Origin of the sequence: Micromonospora sp. WMMD723, from assembly GCF_049863385.1 — a bacterium.
Classification (GTDB): Bacteria; Actinomycetota; Actinomycetes; order Mycobacteriales; family Micromonosporaceae; genus Micromonospora; species Micromonospora wenchangensis.
In genome coordinates, this window is the sequence record NZ_JBMKNR010000001.1 from 4,534,379 (window position 1) to 4,549,744 (window position 15,366).

Here is a 15,366-nt window from a genome sequence, read left to right on the forward strand (position 1 = left end):
CGTCACGCGTCGTCCTCGATCTTTCCGCAGTCGCGCAGGGCGGCCAGGTCGCGGACGGTGATCCGCCGGTAGTCGGTCTCCACCAGCCCGTCGGCGCGCAGTTCCCGCAGCGCCTTCTGGATGGAGGTCTCGGCCGCGCCGCAGATGGTGGCGAGTTCCGGTTGGGTCAACCGGACGTCGATGACCACCGCGTCGCGGTCCTGCCGGCCGTGCGAGCGGCACAGCTCGGCCACCACCCGGGCCACCCGGATCTTCACCGGGTACGACGAGAAGTCGATCCGGCGACGGTTGGACCACCGCAGCCGGTCGGAGACCATGGCGGCCAGTTCGAGGGCGGCGTCCGGATGGTCGCGCAGGAAGGTCTTGAACTGTGCCGGCTGGATGACGCTGTACCGGGTGGGGCCGCAGGTGGTCACCGTCGCCGACCGGGGGTGGTCGTTGAGCGCCGACATCTCACCCACCAGGTCACCTCCGACCCGCAACGCCAGCAGGGCGGTCCGCCCGTCGGGCAGGGACGCGGTGACCTTCGTCAGGCCGTCCTCCAGCAGCACCAGGTGCGCCTCGTGGTGGCCCTCGTGGATGAGGATCTGCCCGGCGGGCACCTGCCGGCGCACGCCGGTGGACAGCAACGCGTCCCGGACCGGGCGGTCGAGCCGTTGCAGGAAGGTCCCGTACGGCCAGTCGCCGTCGGGCCGGGCATGGGGTTGCCGCATCAGCACCGGCATCCTCCTCAGCAGACGAGAGGTGCCGAAGCGTATCCGGGTCGACGCGGCTCGCACCGCCCCGCTTCGGACCGCGACGGCCTCGACGACCACCAGGGCCAGGATCACGGGCGGGGAGAGCCCGAGCGCCAGGAGCAGTTCGGTCAGGTTCGTCCACATGCTCCCAGCACAACCGACGGGGCCTAGCACGACATCTGTCCACGATGGGATGACCGGATGCCGACAGTCCCGACGATGCCGTACTTCTAGGGGGTCTGCGCCCGGCGGGGCGGCTTCCATGGGCACGGTGGTGCCCGCTCACCGAGCGGGCTGACGACGAAGGGTGTGCCATGCGACATCCCGAACGGCGTCTGCTGATCTCTGTGGACATGGAACGATACAGCCGGCGCAGCAATCTTCAGCAGTACGAGGCACAGCAGAACTTCCACTCGCTCCTGCACGCGGCGGCGACCGACGTGGGCCTGGACCGGGTCACCTGGACCACGCAGCAGGCCGGCGACGGCGAGCTGGCGATCCTGCCCCCCGACGTGCCGGAGTCCCGGGTCATCGGCCGGTTCGTGCCGGAACTGAACCGGCGGCTGCGCGCGTTCAACAGCAGCCGGACGCCCGCCGCGCAGATCCGGCTGCGGGTGGCCGTACACCAGGGCCTGGTGCACCTGGACGGCGCGAACGGCTTCCCCGGCCACGCCGTCGTGCACGTCTGCCGGCTCTGCGACGCCCGGCCGGTGCGCCAGGCGCTGGCCGCGTTCCCCGACGCGGGCGTGGCGCTGGTGGTCTCGACGGAGATGTACCGCGACGTGGTCTGCGAGTACCCGGAGGAGATGCGGCCGGAACGGTTCCGCCGGATCGAGGTCGAGCACCCGGAGAAGGAGTTCCGGGAGCCGGCCTGGCTCTACGTGGTCGACGAGGACATGTCGTCGTGGCCGTCGCCGCAGGAGCCGCCGTCGCCCAGCGGGGGACCGCCGGTCGAGCCGGACAACGGGGCGGGCGCGGCCCGGTCGGACACCGGAGCCGGCGCGGCCGGGCCCGGCATCCGCACCGGCGACATCCGGGTCCGGGGTCAGAACGCGATCGGCCCGAACGCCACGGCCATCGGGTCGGTCGGACGCGACGTCGTGTTCGGCGGCGAGGGCGGTGGCCGGTGACCGGGGCGTCGGATTCGTGGGAACCGCCGGACCCGGACGGCCTCGGCCAGCCGCGCCCACTCGACACCGCGACGGGCCTTCTCCGCGACGAGGAACGGTGGTCGGACGAGAACGTGGCCGAGTGGTCCGCGGCGACGGACGCGTCCCCGGCGGGGCCGCACCCCGAGGACGAGCCGGTGGACGAGCCGGAGGAGGCACCGGACCCGGCGGCCGTCCTGGCCCGCCTCACCGCGCTGCTCGGTGTCCCGGCGGGCATCGGGGTCGGTGACGTACGGGTCCGGGGCCAGAACGCGACAGGCCCGGGGGCGACGGCGATCGGCACCGTGAACATCACCACGGCGACCGTGGGGGCCGGTGGCCGGACCTGGTCGGAGACGCTCAGCGGCACCTGGGTCCGTCAGCTGGCCGACGGCTACGCCCCCGCGCCGAGCGACCAGCGGCTCGACCGGCAGCTCAAGCTCCGTCACCTGGTCTGCCTGACCGGTGCCGACGGTACGGGCCGGCACACCGCCGCCTGTCTGGCCTCGGCCCGCCGTTACGGCTACGACCGGGTGGGCGTGCTCGACGCGGAGCACCTGTCGGACCTGCTGGGCGCCGACGCGCCGGTGCGACCCGGCCACGGCTACACGCTGGCGCTCGGCGAGGAGGCGGTCCGGGACCTGGACGGCATGACCCTGGTGGGCCTGTCGGCGAGGCTGGAAGCCACCGGAAGCAGCCTGGTGCTGGTCGGTGACTTCGAGCGCCGGGAACAGGAGTTCGCCGGGCACCTGGTGCCCCACCGGCCGGCGGCCCCGGTGGAGGTGTTCCGGGCCCAACTCCGCCGGTTGTTGCGGGGGCAGTGCGTCGGCTGGTGCGTCGACGGCTGCACCGGCGACTGCGTCGACGTGTACGTCGAGGAGGAGTGCGTCCCGCATCCGCTGCTCGCGGCCCACCTGTCCGGTGGTCCACGAGCCGCTGAGGTCGTCCGGCTGGCGGAACTGATCGCCCAGGCGCCGCCGCGCGGCGGCGACCTGACCGAGCGGCTGGAACGGCTGCTTCCCCGGCAGTTGCGGGAACGCGCCACACGGGTGCTCGCCGTCGAGGGCGACGGCGTCGAGGGGGCGTCCCGGTGGGACGTCGACCAGCGGCGGGCGTTCCGGTTGTCGTGCGCGGTGCTGGCCGGGCAGTCCGTGGTCGAGGTCCAGGCGGCGGCCGGACGGCTGCTCGTCGGACCGGTGCCGGGCGACGACGGTGCGGCGGTCCCGGCACCCGTGGGGTTCCTGGGCGGGGTGGTGGACCTGCTGTTGGGCCCGGTGCTGCGGCAGGCCGTCGTCCTGGTCGACGACGACCGGCTCCACGGCGGGCGGCGGATCGAGTTCTCGCCCGGCAACGACCAGCTACGGACCAGCCTGCTGGAGGTCGCATGGTCGGACTGGTGGCTGCCGGAGCATCTGCTCGGGTGGCTCGCCACCCTGGTGCGGACGGGCAATCCGGGTGTCCGGGAGGCTGCCGCCGGAGCGGTCGGCTGGTCGGCCCGGCACGGGGTGCGGGTCGCGCTGGAGACGGTCGACCAGCTGGCCCGGGAGCGCCGGGCCGGCGTCCGGCAGGCCGCCGCCATCGCGTTGGTCGCCATGGCGATGCAACCGGAGCTGCGGCAACGCGTACGCACGGAGCTGGACCGGTGGGCGTCGAGCGGACCGGCCCACCTGCGGGACACGGTGGCCCGTGCCTACGCGTTGGGGCTCGCCCGGCTCTGGCCGGACACCGCCCTGCTGCATCTGCGGCAGATCGCCCAGGCGCGGATGCAACGGTGGCACCACTCCGTGGTACGCGGTCTGGTGGAGGTGCACACCGCAGGTCACCAGGCGACCGTGCTGCCGGCCCTCGCGGAGTGGACCCGGGCGGAGGACCCGGAGGTGTGGCTGCACGCCGGGCGGGCGTTGCGCCAGCTCGCCGACCGGTGGGCACCCGCACCCCGGGAGCACTGGCCGGAACTGCTCGATCTGGCCCGGGTCGGGACCGTGTCGATGACCGATTTGGCGGACTGCTGGGCCAACGCGCTCAGCCTGCCCGCGACCGCCTACCGCTCGTGGCGCACGCTCGGCTTCTGGCTGAACCGGGCCGACGGTCACCCCGAGGTCGCCGCCCACTGCCTGGAGTTGCTCGCTCTGGTGGTGGCGGGCCGGGCACCCCTGCGGCACCGACTGGACCACCAGCTGCGCCACGTCTGGAGACCCCTGATGCCCCGCAACTCCCTGCTCGACGACGTACGCCGACTCACCGACGAGGACCACGGATGAACGTGTATTCCAGCACCACCGCCGGCACCCAGGTGCCGGTGCCGCAGCGACGCCACTGGTGGCAGAGTCTGTTCGGCACGCCGGCGCCTCCCGTGCCGACGCCGCCGCCACTGCCGGCACCGGCACCGGTCACGGTGTCGTTCCGGCAGGACGCCCCGCACCCGTTGCTGGTGCCGGCGAAGGGGGACGCCTTCGACTTCCGGGTCCACCCCGTGTACGTCTGGACCGGCCGGCGGATGACGTTCGAGGAGCTGAAGTACCGCGCCGAGCGGTACCTCGACTGGGCCGGCGGGATCGTCCGGGAGCGGATCATCGACGTGTCGCGAGAGTTCGAGCCGCATCGCTCACACGACCTGGAGCGGGTGCTCAACGACCGGCTCGCCGGGCAGCGGTGGCCGGCGAACGAGTCGTTGCCGCAGTTCACCGCCCACGTCCGGGTCAGCCCCGACGAGCGGGTACGCGACCGGCTGCGGCCGTACTGGGAGGAACGGATCAGGCTGGAGTGCGAGCACGAGTTGCAGAAGATCCGAGCCCGGCACGTCGATGACCTGACCCGCCGGTGGTGCGCGGTGCTCCAGGCGTTGGAGGCCGATCCGGTGACGATGCACGCGGCACGGCTGACCGGCGAGCAGTTCGCCGAGGTGTTCCGTCGTTACGTCGACGAGCGCCGGGCGACGGTGCCGGAACTGGTGACCCTGCTCCGGGAGGCGGTCCGGGGCCACCACGACCTCAACCTGGGCCCGTCGGAGTACACCGAGGCATGGGACGTCGCGTTGCGGACGTACGAGCGCGAACACGGGCTCGTTCAGCGGACCGGCTGAGCGCGGGCGTCTTCCGGAGGCGGCCCGGCCTCCGGAAGACGCCGCACGGTCAGCCGGTGAAGGGCAGTACGACGCGGGAGGCGTCGCCGACGCCGAGGGTGGTCGGGGTGCCGCCGATGGCGTTCCAGACCTGCACGGTCACCGTCCCGCCGCGCAGGTTGCCGAGGGTGCCGGTGGCCGAGCGCAGCCCCTGGGTCTGCCGGTAGCGCTCGACGCCGGGCACCGGGTCGGTGGCGAAGTAGGCGTACGTCTCGACCCGGTCGGCGGTACCGTCGCCGGTGAGGTCGTACGACACCCGGGCCTGGACGCCGTCGCCGACGGCGGTGCCGGCGTCGACGGCCAGGTCGAAGGTGGTGGCTGCGCCGGTCCAGGTGCCGGTGAGCCCACGGGCGGTGAAGACCCGGGCGTTGGTGGGGGTGCCGTCGTGGTTGCCGTTCGCCGCCGCAAGGGTGACCGTGCCGGCGGGTCCGGTGGTGCCGGCCAGGGTGCCGTCGGCCTGGAGGTGGCGGGTCGCGTTCCAGGGCTGGCCGGGGGACGGGGTCGGGCTGGCGGTCGGGGTCGGGCCGGCGGTGGGCGTCGGGGTGGTCGTGCCGGTGAACGGGGTGAGGGTGAGACCGGCGGCGCGCGGGTCGCCGTCGTGCACCAGGGACTCCTGGGCGAGCACGTCGTCGAAGGCGAAGCCGTACGCCCGGCCGTCGACCATGTGCTGGTGGATGATCCGGGAGTAGTGGTTGGTCAGCGTGCCCCGGTAGAAGTCGGCCGGGCCGCCGCCGGGCTGCGTGGTGATGGTGTCGAGGGTGGTGCGGTGCAGGGCGGCGCAGAGCGTCCGGGCGATCGGCCCGACCACCTGGTCGTTGGGGGCGGCGAGGGCCCCGTCGCAGTCCCACACGTCGGAGCTGGTGGGCCTGGTGAAGGTGGCGACCTGTCGGCCGGCCGGGTCGGTGAACGTCATCGTGGTGCCGGCGGTACGCCCGAGGTAGCGCACGTCGGGCCGGTCGGTGAACGGGGTGACGGTCAGCGTCCGGGTGGTGTAGGAGCGCCAGGCCGCGTCGATGTACGGGTCGAGGTAGCCGGAGGCGAACCGGCCGGCGTCGACGGCCTTGCCGGGGGAGAGCACCCGCAGCACCGTGCCGTCGGACCGGGTCTGCACGGTGTCCGCCCAGCCGGGCTGTGCGCGGACGGCGTCGATGACGGCCTGCCGGCCGCCGTTGACGAGTTGGCCGGCCCGCCGGGTGGTGCCGCTAGCGCCGGTGACGCTGACCGCGTGCGGGACGGCGAACATGTCGACCTGGGTGCTGTTGAGCCAGAGCCCGGCGTCGTTGTAGGTGAACTCGGACCAGTCGAACAGGATGTCGCGGTTGGGGTCGCCGGCGGCCCAGGGGGCCGGCTGGACCAGGCCGTCCGGGGTCAGTGAGAAGCGCAGCTTCTGGCCGAAGGAGAAGTAGACCCGGCCGGAGAGGCCACGGGGAACCCGTAGCGTGACGGAGCCGCCGTTGGCGGGTCCGGCGATCGCGACGTCGGGGGCGGGGGTGGGTGGCTGGCCGCCGGCCGGCCAGGGGGTGAAGACGCCCCCGGCGGTCACGTAGCCGAGCCGGCCGGAGGCGAGGTCGACGCCGAGGAGGTAGAGGTGGACGGCCTCCGCCCGGCCGGTGCTGTTGGTGACCGTCAGCGGGAGCGGGGACGGTCCGACGGCGCGGGTGGGCGCGGTGGTGAGGCCGAGGGTGGTGGCGCCGGCGATCGCGATCGCGGCGAGGGCGGTGGCCCAGCTTCTCGGGGTACGCAAGGACGGCTCCTTCGGCCGGGCCGCAAGCGGCAGGCGGGTGGTTTGTGGCTGATGGGCGGCTAGAGAGCGCTCTCTCAGCATGGCCAATACCGTCACGACTGTCAATGCAAGGGAGTGGTCCAGGTCACTTCTTCATGTCCATGCAGTAGGCTGTATTAACTTGCACAGAGGGGCGGTGGGTCGCTAGCCTTCTCTGCATAGTCATGCGGAGGTTGGAATGGGTATCCGAGTTGCGGTCGCCGGGGCGAGCGGCTACGCCGGGGGCGAGCTGCTGCGCCTGATCGCCGGTCATCCCGAGTTCGACCTGGTCGCCGCCACCGCGCACCGCCAGGCCGGTGCGCCGGTCACCGCCGTACACCCGCAGCTCGCGGGGTTGGACCTGACGTTCGCGGCGACCGACCCGGCGACGCTGGCCGACGCGGACCTGGTCTTCCTGGCCCTGCCGCACGGCGAGTCGGCGGCGCTCGCCGCCGAACTGCCCGAGTCGGTGCGGGTGGTCGACCTCGGTGCCGACCACCGGCTGCGCGACGCCGACGCCTGGTCCCGCTACTACGGCGGCCCGCACGCCGGGGCGTGGACGTACGGCCTGCCGGAGCTGCCCGGCCAGCGGGCGGCGATCGCCGGGTCGACCCGGGTCGCCAACACCGGCTGTTACGCCGTCGCCATCACCCTGGCCCTGGCGCCACTGATCGCCGCCGGTGCGGTCGCGCCGGCCGACGTGGTCGTGGTGGCCGCCTCCGGCACCTCCGGGGCCGGTCGGGCCGCCAAGGCGCACCTGCTCGGCAGCGAGGTGATGGGGGACCTGTCGCCCTACAAGGTGGGTGCCCACCAGCACGTGCCGGAGATCAAGCAGGCCACCGGCGCGACCGGGCTGTCGCTGACCCCGGTGCTGGCCCCGATGCCGCGCGGCATCCTCGCCACCGTCACCGCCGTGCCCACCGGCGACGCCGACCCGCGCGCGGTGCTTGCCGACGCGTACGCCGACGCGCCGTTCGTGCACCTGCTGCCCGAGGGGGCGTGGCCGCACACCGCCGCGACCGCCGGGGCGAACTCCTGCCACCTCCAGGCCACCGTCGACGTCGACTCCGGTCGGGTGATCGTGGTCAGCGCCATCGACAACCTCGGCAAGGGTGCCGCCGGCCAGGCGGTGCAGAACGCCAACCTGATGCTCGGCCTCCCCGAAACCACCGGCCTGCCCCTGTTTGGAGTTGCACCATGAGTGTCACCGCCCCTCGGGGCTTCCGTGCGGCCGGTGTCGCGGCCGGGTTGAAGAGCGGCGGGGCCACCGACGTCGCCCTGGTCGTCAACGACGGTCCGGACGCCGGAGTGGCCGGCGTCTTCACCACCAACCGGGTCAGGGCCGCGCCGGTGCGCTGGACGCAGCAGGTCGTCCGGGGCGGCGTGGTCCGCGCGGTGGTGCTGAACTCCGGTGGCGCGAACGCCTGCACCGGTCCGGCCGGGTTCCAGGACACCCACGCCACCGCCGAGCACACCGCCGCGGCGCTCACCGCGTCCAGCCCCCGGCTGCGGCTCGGTGCCGGTGACGTGGCGGTCTGCTCGACCGGGTTGATCGGTGAGCGGCTGCCGATGGACCGGCTGCTGCCGGGGGTGCGTACCGCGATCCGGGCGCTGGCCCGCGACGGCGGTCCGGCCGCCGCCGAGGCGATCATGACCACGGACACCCGGCCGAAGACCACCGTCGCCCGGGGCTCCGGGTGGAGCGTGGGCGGGATGGCGAAGGGCGCGGGCATGCTCGCCCCGGGCATGGCCACCATGCTGTGCGTGCTGACCACCGACGCGGTGGCCGGGCCGGAGCTGCTGGACGCGGCGTTGCGGGCGGCCACCCGGGTCACCTTCGACCGGGTCGACTCCGACGGGTGCATGTCCACCAACGACACGGTGCTGCTGCTGTCCAGCGGGGCGTCCGGGGTGGAGCCCGACGAGGCGGAGCTGACCGCCGCGGTCACCGCGGCCTGTCACGACCTGGCCCAGCAGTTGGTGGCCGACGCGGAGGGGGCGACCAAGCAGGTCGCCATCGAGGTGGTCGGTGCCGCCGACGAGGACGACGCGGTCGAGGTGGGCCGCTCGGTGGCCCGCAACAACCTGGTCAAGACGGCGTTGTTCGGCAACGACCCGAACTGGGGGCGGATCCTGGCCGCGGTCGGCACCACGGCCGCCGCGTTCGACCCGGACGCGGTGGACGTGGCGGTCAACGGGATCTGGGTGTGCCGGGGCGGTGCCGCCGCCGAGGACCGGTCCAAGGTCGACCTGACCGGGCGGGACGTCACCATCCGGATCGACCTGCACGCCGGCGGGGCGGCGGCCACGATCTGGACCAACGACCTGTCGCACGCGTACGTGCACGAGAACTCGGCGTACTCGACATGAGCCTGTCCGCGGATCTCACCCGGGCCCAGGTGAAGGCCGAGACGCTGATCGAGGCGCTGCCCTGGCTGGCCCGGTTCTCCGGTGCCACCGTCGTGGTCAAGTACGGCGGCAACGCGATGGTCGATCCGGCCCTGCAACGGGCCTTCGCCGCCGACATGGTCTTCCTGCGCTATGCCGGGCTCAAGCCGGTCGTGGTGCACGGCGGCGGGCCGCAGATCTCGGCGATGCTCGGTCGGCTCGGCATCGCCAGCGAGTTCAAGGGTGGCCTGCGGGTCACCACGCCGGAGGCGATGGACGTCGTCCGGATGGTGCTGGTGGGTCAGGTGGGCCGGGAACTGGTCGGTCTGATCAACGCGCACGGACCGTTCGCCGTGGGCCTGTCCGGCGAGGACGCCGGCCTGTTCACCGCCGTGCGCCGGCCCGCCTGGGTCGACGGCGAGGCGGTCGACGTGGGTCAGGTGGGTGACGTGGAGTCGGTGGACGTCTCGGCGGTGACCGACCTGATCGCGGCGGGCCGGATCCCGGTCATCTCGACCGTCGCGCCGGACGCCGACGGGGTGCTGCACAACCTCAACGCCGACACCGCCGCCGCCGCGCTGGCGATCGCCCTTCAGGCCCGCAAGCTGGTCGTCCTCACCGACGTCGCCGGCCTGTACGCCGACTGGCCGGACACCGCCAGCCTGGTCAGCGAGATCGACACGGAGGCGTTGGCGACGCTGTTGCCGTCCCTGGAGGCGGGGATGGTGCCCAAGATGGAGGCCTGCCTGCGGGCGGTACGCGGGGGAGTGCCCGCCGCGCACGTCGTCGACGGCCGGGTCGCCCACTCCACGCTGCTGGAGGTTTTCACCTCGGAGGGGTTCGGCACGATGGTCGTCGACACCCCGGCCGGGTCCACCACCACCCAGGAAGGCACGGTCGGCTCATGAGTATGCTGGTGGAACGCTGGCGGCAGTCCATGATGGACAACTACGGCACCCCGCCGCTGGCGCTGGCCTCCGGTTCGGGCGCGGTCGTCGTCGACGAGGCCGGCCGGGAGTACGTCGACCTGCTCGGCGGCATCGCGGTCAACTCCCTCGGGCACGCCCACCCCGCCGTGGTGGCCGCCGTCTCCAAGCAGGTCGCCACCCTCGGTCACGTCTCCAACCTGTTCGTCGCCGAACCCCCGGTGGCGCTGGCGGAACTGCTGCTGGCGCTGGCCGGCCGGCCCGGTCGGGTGTTCTTCGCCAACTCCGGCGCGGAGGTCAACGAGGCCGCGTTCAAACTGTCCCGGCTCACCGGCCGGTCGCACGTCGTCGCCACCGTCGGCGGTTTCCACGGCCGCACCATGGGGGCGCTGGCGTTGACCGGCCAGCCGGCGAAGGCCGACCCGTTCCGCCCGCTGCCCGGCGACGTCGACCACGTCCCGTACGGCGACGTGGCGGCGCTGGCGGCGGCCGTCACCGACGCGACGGCGATGGTGATCCTGGAGCCGATCCAGGGCGAGAACGGGGTGGTCGTCCCGCCGCCCGGCTACCTGGCCGAGGCGCGGCGGATCACCGCCCGGCACGGGGCCCTGCTGGTCCTCGACGAGGTGCAGACCGGGATCGGGCGTACCGGGTACTGGTTCGCCCACCAGGCCGAGGGGGTCGAGCCGGACGTCGTCACCCTGGCCAAGGGGCTCGGCGGCGGGTTGCCGATCGGTGCCTGCCTGGCCTTCGGCCGGGCCGCCGAGCTGCTGCGCGCCGGGTCGCACGGCACCACCTTCGGCGGCAACCCGGTGAGCTGCGCCGCCGCCCTCGCGGTGGTCTCCACGATCGCCAGCGAGGGGCTGCTCGACCACGTCAAGCGCACCGGTGAACGGCTGCGCCGGGGCGTCGAGGCGCTGGGTCACCCGCTGGTGGCCGAGGTACGCGGAGCCGGGCTGCTGCTCGGCATCGTGTTCACCGCGCCGGTCGCCGGCCCGGTGGCCGACGCGCTGCGGTCGGCGGGGTTCCTGGTCAACCCGGTCCAGCCGGGCGTGATCCGGCTGGCCCCGCCGCTGGTCCTCACCGCCGAGCAGGTCGACGCGTTCCTGGCCGCCCTCCCCGCCGCCCTCGACGCGCACACCCCGGCATCCGACGGCGCGCCGGGTGCGCAGACCGCCGCCGTGCCGCCGTCCACTCCCACCCCGACCCCGACGGAGACCCGCACATGATCCGGCACCTGCTGGCCGACGACGACCTCACCCCGGCCGAACAGTCGGCCGTGCTCGACCTGGCCGCCCGGATGAAGGCCGACCGGTTCGGGTTCACCCCGCTGGCCGGGCCGCGTTCGGTGGCGGTGCTGTTCGACAAGCAGAGCCTGCGCACCCGGATCTCGTTCGACGCCGGCATCGCCGAGCTCGGCGGCCATCCGCTGGTGGTGGACACCCAGGTCACCCACTTCGGGCGGGGCGAGACACTGGCCGACGCCGGCCGGGTGCTGTCCCGCTACGTCGCGGCCATCGTGCTGCGTACCCACGGCGACGACCGGATCGCCGAGGTGGCGGAGCACGCCACGGTGCCGGTGGTCAACGCGCTGACCGACGGCTACCACCCGTGCCAGCTCCTGGCCGACCTGCTCACCGTCCGCGAGCACTGCGGCGGCACCGCCGGGCGGACCCTGGCGTACGTGGGGGACGCGGCGAACAACCTGTCGCACTCGTACCTGCTGGCCGGGGCGACGGCCGGGATGCACGTGCGGGTCGCCGGGCCGGCCGGGTTCCAGCCCGATCCGGGGGTGCTGGACCGGGCCGGGAAGATCGCCGCCGGCACCGGCGGGTCGGTACGGGCGCTCGTCGACCCGGTGGAGGCGGTCCGGGACGCCGACGTGGTCGCCACCGACACCTGGACCTCGATGGGGCAGGAGGACGACGGCCTGGACCGGATCACCCCGTTCCTGCCGTACCAGGTCAACACGGCGCTGCTCGGCCACGCCCGGCCGGACGTGAAGGTGCTGCACTGCCTGCCCGCGCACCGGGACGAGGAGATCACCAGCGAGGTGCTCGACGGCCCGCACAGCGTGGTCTTCGACCAGGCGGAGAATCGGCTGCACGCCCAGAAGGCGCTGCTGACCTTTCTCCTGGAGGCATCCTCATCATGACCGCCCCGACCCGCGCCGCCCGGCACGCCCGCATCGTCGAGTTGATCCGGGCCAGGGCGATCCGTTCCCAGACCGAGCTGGCCGACCTGTTGGCCGCCGACGGGGTGCAGGTCACCCAGGCCACCCTCTCCCGGGATCTGGAGGAGTTGGGTGCGGTGAAGGCCCGGGGCGGCGACGGGCGGGCCGGTTACCTGATCCCCGAGGACGGCCACCGGCCGCTGCGTGACGCCGAGGCGGCTCCCGCCCGGCTGATCCGGCTGCTGCGGGAACTGCTCAACGGGGTCGACTCCAGCGGCAACATCGCGGTGCTGCGCACCCCGCCGGGCGCGGCCCACTACCTGGCCAGCGCGGTGGACCGGGCGGGACTGGCCGAGGTGGTCGGCACCATCGCCGGTGACGACACCATTCTCGTGGTGGCCCGGGAGGCCGACGGTGGGGCCGCGCTCGGCGAGAAGCTCGCCGGGTGGGCCCGCCGCGACGACGGCGGCGAGACGAACACCCCGTGACCGCCCGGGTCACGGGTTCACAGACGACGGACGAGCCGGCGTCGGGGGCGTACCCCACCGTCGGGGAGCGAAAGGTGAGCACTGCCAGAATGAGCGGCGTGGACGACAAGAGCCTGACCGAGAACAGCGCCGCGACGAACCGGACGAGCCTGTGGGGTGGCCGGTTCGCCGGTGGCCCCGCCGAGGCCCTGGCGCGGCTGTCGGTGAGCGTCCAGTTCGACTGGCGTCTCGCCCCGTACGACATCGCGGGTTCCCGGGCGCACGCCCGGGTGCTGGCCGGCGCGGGGCTGCTCGACCCCGACGAGCTGGGGAGGATCCTGGCCGCGCTGGACGACCTGGAGGCGGCCTGCGCGTCCGGGCAGTTCCGCCCGACGATCGACGACGAGGACGTGCACACCGCGTTGGAGCGGGGCCTGCTGGAGCGGCTGGGCAGTCTCGGCGGCAAGCTGCGCGCCGGCCGGTCCCGTAACGACCAGGTCGCCACCGACCTGCGGCTCTATCTGCGCGACCACGCCCGGGGGGTGGCCGCCCGGCTGGTCGAGCTGGCCGAGGCCCTGGTGGAGCAGGCGGAACGGCACGTCGACACGGCGGCACCGGGGATGACCCACCTGCAGCACGCCCAGCCGGTCACCTTCGGGCACTGGCTGCTGGCGCACGTCCAGCCGCTGCTGCGGGACCTGGAGCGGCTGCGCGACTGGGACCACCGGACGGCGGTCAGCCCGCTCGGCGCGGGCGCGCTGGCCGGCTCGGGCCTGCCGCTGGACCCGGTGGCGGTCTCCAAGGAGCTGGGCTTCCGGACGTCGTTCGCCAACTCGATGGACGCGGTCGCCGACCGGGACTTCGTCGCCGAGTTCCTCTTCGTCACCGCCCTGGTCGGGGTGCACCTGTCCCGCCTCGGCGAGGAGGTGGTGCTCTGGACGTCGCACGAGTTCGGCTGGGTGGAGCTGGACGACGCGTTCGCCACCGGGTCGTCGATCATGCCGCAGAAGAAGAACGCGGACATCGCCGAGCTGGCCCGGGGCAAGTCGGGCCGGCTGGTCGGTGGGCTGATGAGCGTCCTGACGATGCTCAAGGGCCTGCCGCTGGCCTACGACCGGGACATGCAGGAGGACAAGGAGCCCGCGTTCGACGCGGTCGACACCCTGGAGCTGCTGCTGCCGGCGCTGGCCGGGATGATCTCCACGATGACGGTACGGGTGGACCGCCTGGTCGCCGCCGCGCCGGTGGGCTTCTCGCTCGCCACCGAGGTCGCCGACTGGCTGGTGCGGCGCAACGTGCCGTTCCGCGACGCGCACGAGATCACCGGCAAGCTGGTGGCGCTCTGCGCGGCCCGCGACTGCGCCCTCGACGACGTGTCCGACGCCGATCTGGCGGCGGTCAGCGAGCACCTCGACCCGTCGGTGCGTGACGTGTTGTCGGTCCGGTCGGCGCTGGCCGCCCGGATCACCCCCGGCTCCACCGGCCCCGGTCCGGTCGCCGACCAGCTCGCCGCCGCGTCCGACCAGCTCACCGGCTGGCGGGAGTGGGCCGCCGAGCGGGTCGTCCCCCGCTGAGCTGACCCGCGCCGGTCGCCCGTCGTCCCGTGGTCCGGGGCGACGGACGACCGGGCGCGGTCCGGCCGGTCGTGCTGCTGACCGTCGGCCGGGCGGGCGGGTGGGTCGCCGGTCAGGTGGGGCGTTCGCGGCGGGGCAGCTTCGCCAGCACCGCCTCGTACGAGCCGTCGACCGCCTCGACCAGTTCGTCGTCGGGGATGGCGCCACCCAGGTCGAGGGCGTTCCAGCCGGAGCGGCCGACGTACGGCATCGGTCGGGCGTCGGCGGGGAACCGGTGCAGCCACTCGTCGGCGACCTCGCGGCTCGGGCCGCACTTCACCCCGATCCGGGGGGTGCCGTCGGGTGCGCCGAGGAACGCGAAGATCCGGCTGCCCACCTTCACCACCTCGTCGCCCTCCCAGGGGCGGTCCAGCCAGGCCCCCGGCTTGCCGAGGCAGTACGCCAGCATCTCCTCGCGGGTCATGGTGTCCTCCCGGTGCGGTGGTGGTCGGCCCAGTCTCCCCGAACCGGCCTGCTCCGGCTGGTCGGCCGTCCTGGTCGTTGCCGCCGGGTCGCCGCTGGCGTACGGCTGGAGATGACTTCGGGGGGAGAGGTGGGGCGGCCAGGCAACTACTCCACGTGCTGGGTGGTGGCCGGCGTTGACATCGTCGTGTCGGCGGTCCGGCTGACCAGGCGTTCGTAGCGTTGCCGGGCGGCCTGCGCGCTGCCCAGGCCGAGGCCGTGTCCGATCGCCTGCCAGGTCAGTCCCCGGGCCCGTGCCGTCGCCAGCAGGCCCGCCTCCAGCACGTCGAGTTCGGCCCGCAGGTGCGGCAGCAGGGTCAGCGCGGCCGTCAGGTCGGCCCCGTCGACGGGTTCCTCGTCGGGGTCCGGCACGATCCCGCCGGCGGCGAGCGCGGTGACCACGCAGACCGCTTCCCACGGGTCGGCGAGGTGCGGGTTGGTGTGCCGGCGGCGTCGGGCGTCGGTGTCGGCGTGCCGCTCGCTGAGCCGGTGCAGCGCGGCGTAGGTCCGTTCGGCCCGGGCGCGGCTCGCGTCGGGTGCGGTGAAGGCGTCGCTCATCCCCCCATCCC

Annotated in this window: 14 protein-coding genes; 10 read left to right on the plus strand and 4 right to left on the minus strand. The window is 73.8% G+C overall.

Translation table 11 applies throughout. The features are described from left to right. Positions 1-2: 2 nt before the first annotated feature. Positions 3-881, minus strand: coding sequence for a Crp/Fnr family transcriptional regulator (locus ACN261_RS20055; RefSeq protein WP_364310853.1), 879 nt, complete (start codon positions 879-881; stop codon positions 3-5). Positions 882-1,090: 209 nt separating this feature from the next. Here ACN261_RS20055 and ACN261_RS20060 point away from each other — a divergent pair, with 209 nt between their 5' ends. From ACN261_RS20060 to ACN261_RS20070, 3 genes are read left to right on the plus strand one after another with little or no spacing between them, the layout of a single operon-like run. Continuing rightward, positions 1,091-1,867 (plus strand): hypothetical protein, encoded by a 777-nt coding sequence (locus ACN261_RS20060; protein WP_425853630.1) that lies wholly within the window; start codon positions 1,091-1,093, stop codon positions 1,865-1,867. Next, a complete protein-coding gene (locus ACN261_RS20065; protein ID WP_425851520.1) occupies positions 1,864-4,146 on the plus strand; it encodes a hypothetical protein in 2,283 nt (760 codons plus the stop codon). The genes ACN261_RS20060 and ACN261_RS20065 overlap by 4 nt, the downstream gene beginning before the upstream one ends. Further along, positions 4,143-4,967: a hypothetical protein gene (locus tag ACN261_RS20070; RefSeq protein WP_425851522.1), complete on the plus strand. Its 825-nt coding sequence runs from the start codon at positions 4,143-4,145 to the stop codon at positions 4,965-4,967. The genes ACN261_RS20065 and ACN261_RS20070 overlap by 4 nt, the downstream gene beginning before the upstream one ends. 49 nt (positions 4,968-5,016) lie before the next feature. On the opposite strand, the gene ACN261_RS20075 is transcribed toward ACN261_RS20070, so the two are convergent. Continuing rightward, positions 5,017-6,750: a beta-1,3-glucanase family protein gene (locus ACN261_RS20075; RefSeq protein WP_425851524.1), complete on the minus strand. Its 1,734-nt coding sequence runs from the start codon at positions 6,748-6,750 to the stop codon at positions 5,017-5,019. 217 nt (positions 6,751-6,967) lie between these two features. On the opposite strand from ACN261_RS20075, the gene argC reads away from it, so the two are divergent. The 7 genes from argC (at position 6,968) to argH (ending at position 14,296) form a co-directional block, all read left to right on the plus strand. After that, positions 6,968-7,969, plus strand: coding sequence for an N-acetyl-gamma-glutamyl-phosphate reductase (gene argC, locus ACN261_RS20080; protein ID WP_425851526.1), 1,002 nt, complete (start codon positions 6,968-6,970; stop codon positions 7,967-7,969). Further along, positions 7,966-9,138 carry a bifunctional glutamate N-acetyltransferase/amino-acid acetyltransferase ArgJ gene (gene argJ / locus ACN261_RS20085; RefSeq protein WP_421481248.1) on the plus strand — a complete coding sequence of 391 codons (1,173 nt, stop codon included), beginning with the start codon at positions 7,966-7,968 and terminating at the stop codon, positions 9,136-9,138. Before argC ends, argJ begins: the two co-directional genes overlap by 4 nt. Next, positions 9,135-10,064, plus strand: coding sequence for an acetylglutamate kinase (argB, locus tag ACN261_RS20090; protein WP_421481249.1), 930 nt, complete (start codon positions 9,135-9,137; stop codon positions 10,062-10,064). Before argJ ends, argB begins: the two co-directional genes overlap by 4 nt. Continuing rightward, a complete protein-coding gene (locus ACN261_RS20095; RefSeq protein ID WP_425851529.1) occupies positions 10,061-11,311 on the plus strand; it encodes an acetylornithine transaminase in 1,251 nt (416 codons plus the stop codon). The genes argB and ACN261_RS20095 overlap by 4 nt, the downstream gene beginning before the upstream one ends. Next, on the plus strand, positions 11,308-12,237 hold the full coding sequence (gene argF / locus ACN261_RS20100) for an ornithine carbamoyltransferase (RefSeq protein ID WP_421481251.1): 930 nt from the start codon (positions 11,308-11,310) through the stop codon (positions 12,235-12,237). Before ACN261_RS20095 ends, argF begins: the two co-directional genes overlap by 4 nt. Further along, the gene (locus ACN261_RS20105) at positions 12,234-12,743 is read left to right on the plus strand and encodes an arginine repressor (RefSeq protein ID WP_204927557.1); all 510 of its coding nucleotides are present in this window, start codon (positions 12,234-12,236) and stop codon (positions 12,741-12,743) included. The genes argF and ACN261_RS20105 overlap by 4 nt, the downstream gene beginning before the upstream one ends. 89 nt (positions 12,744-12,832) lie before the next feature. Further along, positions 12,833-14,296: an argininosuccinate lyase gene (argH, locus tag ACN261_RS20110; RefSeq protein WP_425853631.1), complete on the plus strand. Its 1,464-nt coding sequence runs from the start codon at positions 12,833-12,835 to the stop codon at positions 14,294-14,296. A 112-nt stretch (positions 14,297-14,408) separates the two neighbouring features. Here argH and ACN261_RS20115 read toward each other — a convergent pair whose 3' ends face one another. Next, on the minus strand, positions 14,409-14,759 hold the full coding sequence (locus ACN261_RS20115; RefSeq protein WP_421481252.1) for an MmcQ/YjbR family DNA-binding protein: 351 nt from the start codon (positions 14,757-14,759) through the stop codon (positions 14,409-14,411). A 146-nt stretch (positions 14,760-14,905) separates the two neighbouring features. Further along, a complete protein-coding gene (locus ACN261_RS20120) occupies positions 14,906-15,355 on the minus strand; it encodes a DNA-binding protein (protein ID WP_425851531.1) in 450 nt (149 codons plus the stop codon). Positions 15,356-15,366: the final 11 nt, after the last annotated feature.

Coding starts and splice junctions, on each gene's coding strand:
- ACN261_RS20070 (WP_425851522.1), top strand. CDS start 4,143: ATGAACGTGTATTCCAGCACCACCGCCGGCACCCAGGTGCCGGTGCCG.
- argH (WP_425853631.1), top strand. CDS start 12,833: ATGAGCGGCGTGGACGACAAGAGCCTGACCGAGAACAGCGCCGCGACG.
- argJ (WP_421481248.1), top strand. CDS start 7,966: ATGAGTGTCACCGCCCCTCGGGGCTTCCGTGCGGCCGGTGTCGCGGCC.
- ACN261_RS20095 (WP_425851529.1), top strand. CDS start 10,061: ATGAGTATGCTGGTGGAACGCTGGCGGCAGTCCATGATGGACAACTAC.
- argC (WP_425851526.1), top strand. CDS start 6,968: ATGGGTATCCGAGTTGCGGTCGCCGGGGCGAGCGGCTACGCCGGGGGC.
- ACN261_RS20105 (WP_204927557.1), top strand. CDS start 12,234: ATGACCGCCCCGACCCGCGCCGCCCGGCACGCCCGCATCGTCGAGTTG.
- argB (WP_421481249.1), top strand. CDS start 9,135: ATGAGCCTGTCCGCGGATCTCACCCGGGCCCAGGTGAAGGCCGAGACG.
- ACN261_RS20055 (WP_364310853.1), bottom strand. CDS start 881: ATGTGGACGAACCTGACCGAACTGCTCCTGGCGCTCGGGCTCTCCCCG.
- ACN261_RS20060 (WP_425853630.1), top strand. CDS start 1,091: ATGGAACGATACAGCCGGCGCAGCAATCTTCAGCAGTACGAGGCACAG.
- ACN261_RS20115 (WP_421481252.1), bottom strand. CDS start 14,759: ATGACCCGCGAGGAGATGCTGGCGTACTGCCTCGGCAAGCCGGGGGCC.
- argF (WP_421481251.1), top strand. CDS start 11,308: ATGATCCGGCACCTGCTGGCCGACGACGACCTCACCCCGGCCGAACAG.
- ACN261_RS20120 (WP_425851531.1), bottom strand. CDS start 15,355: ATGAGCGACGCCTTCACCGCACCCGACGCGAGCCGCGCCCGGGCCGAA.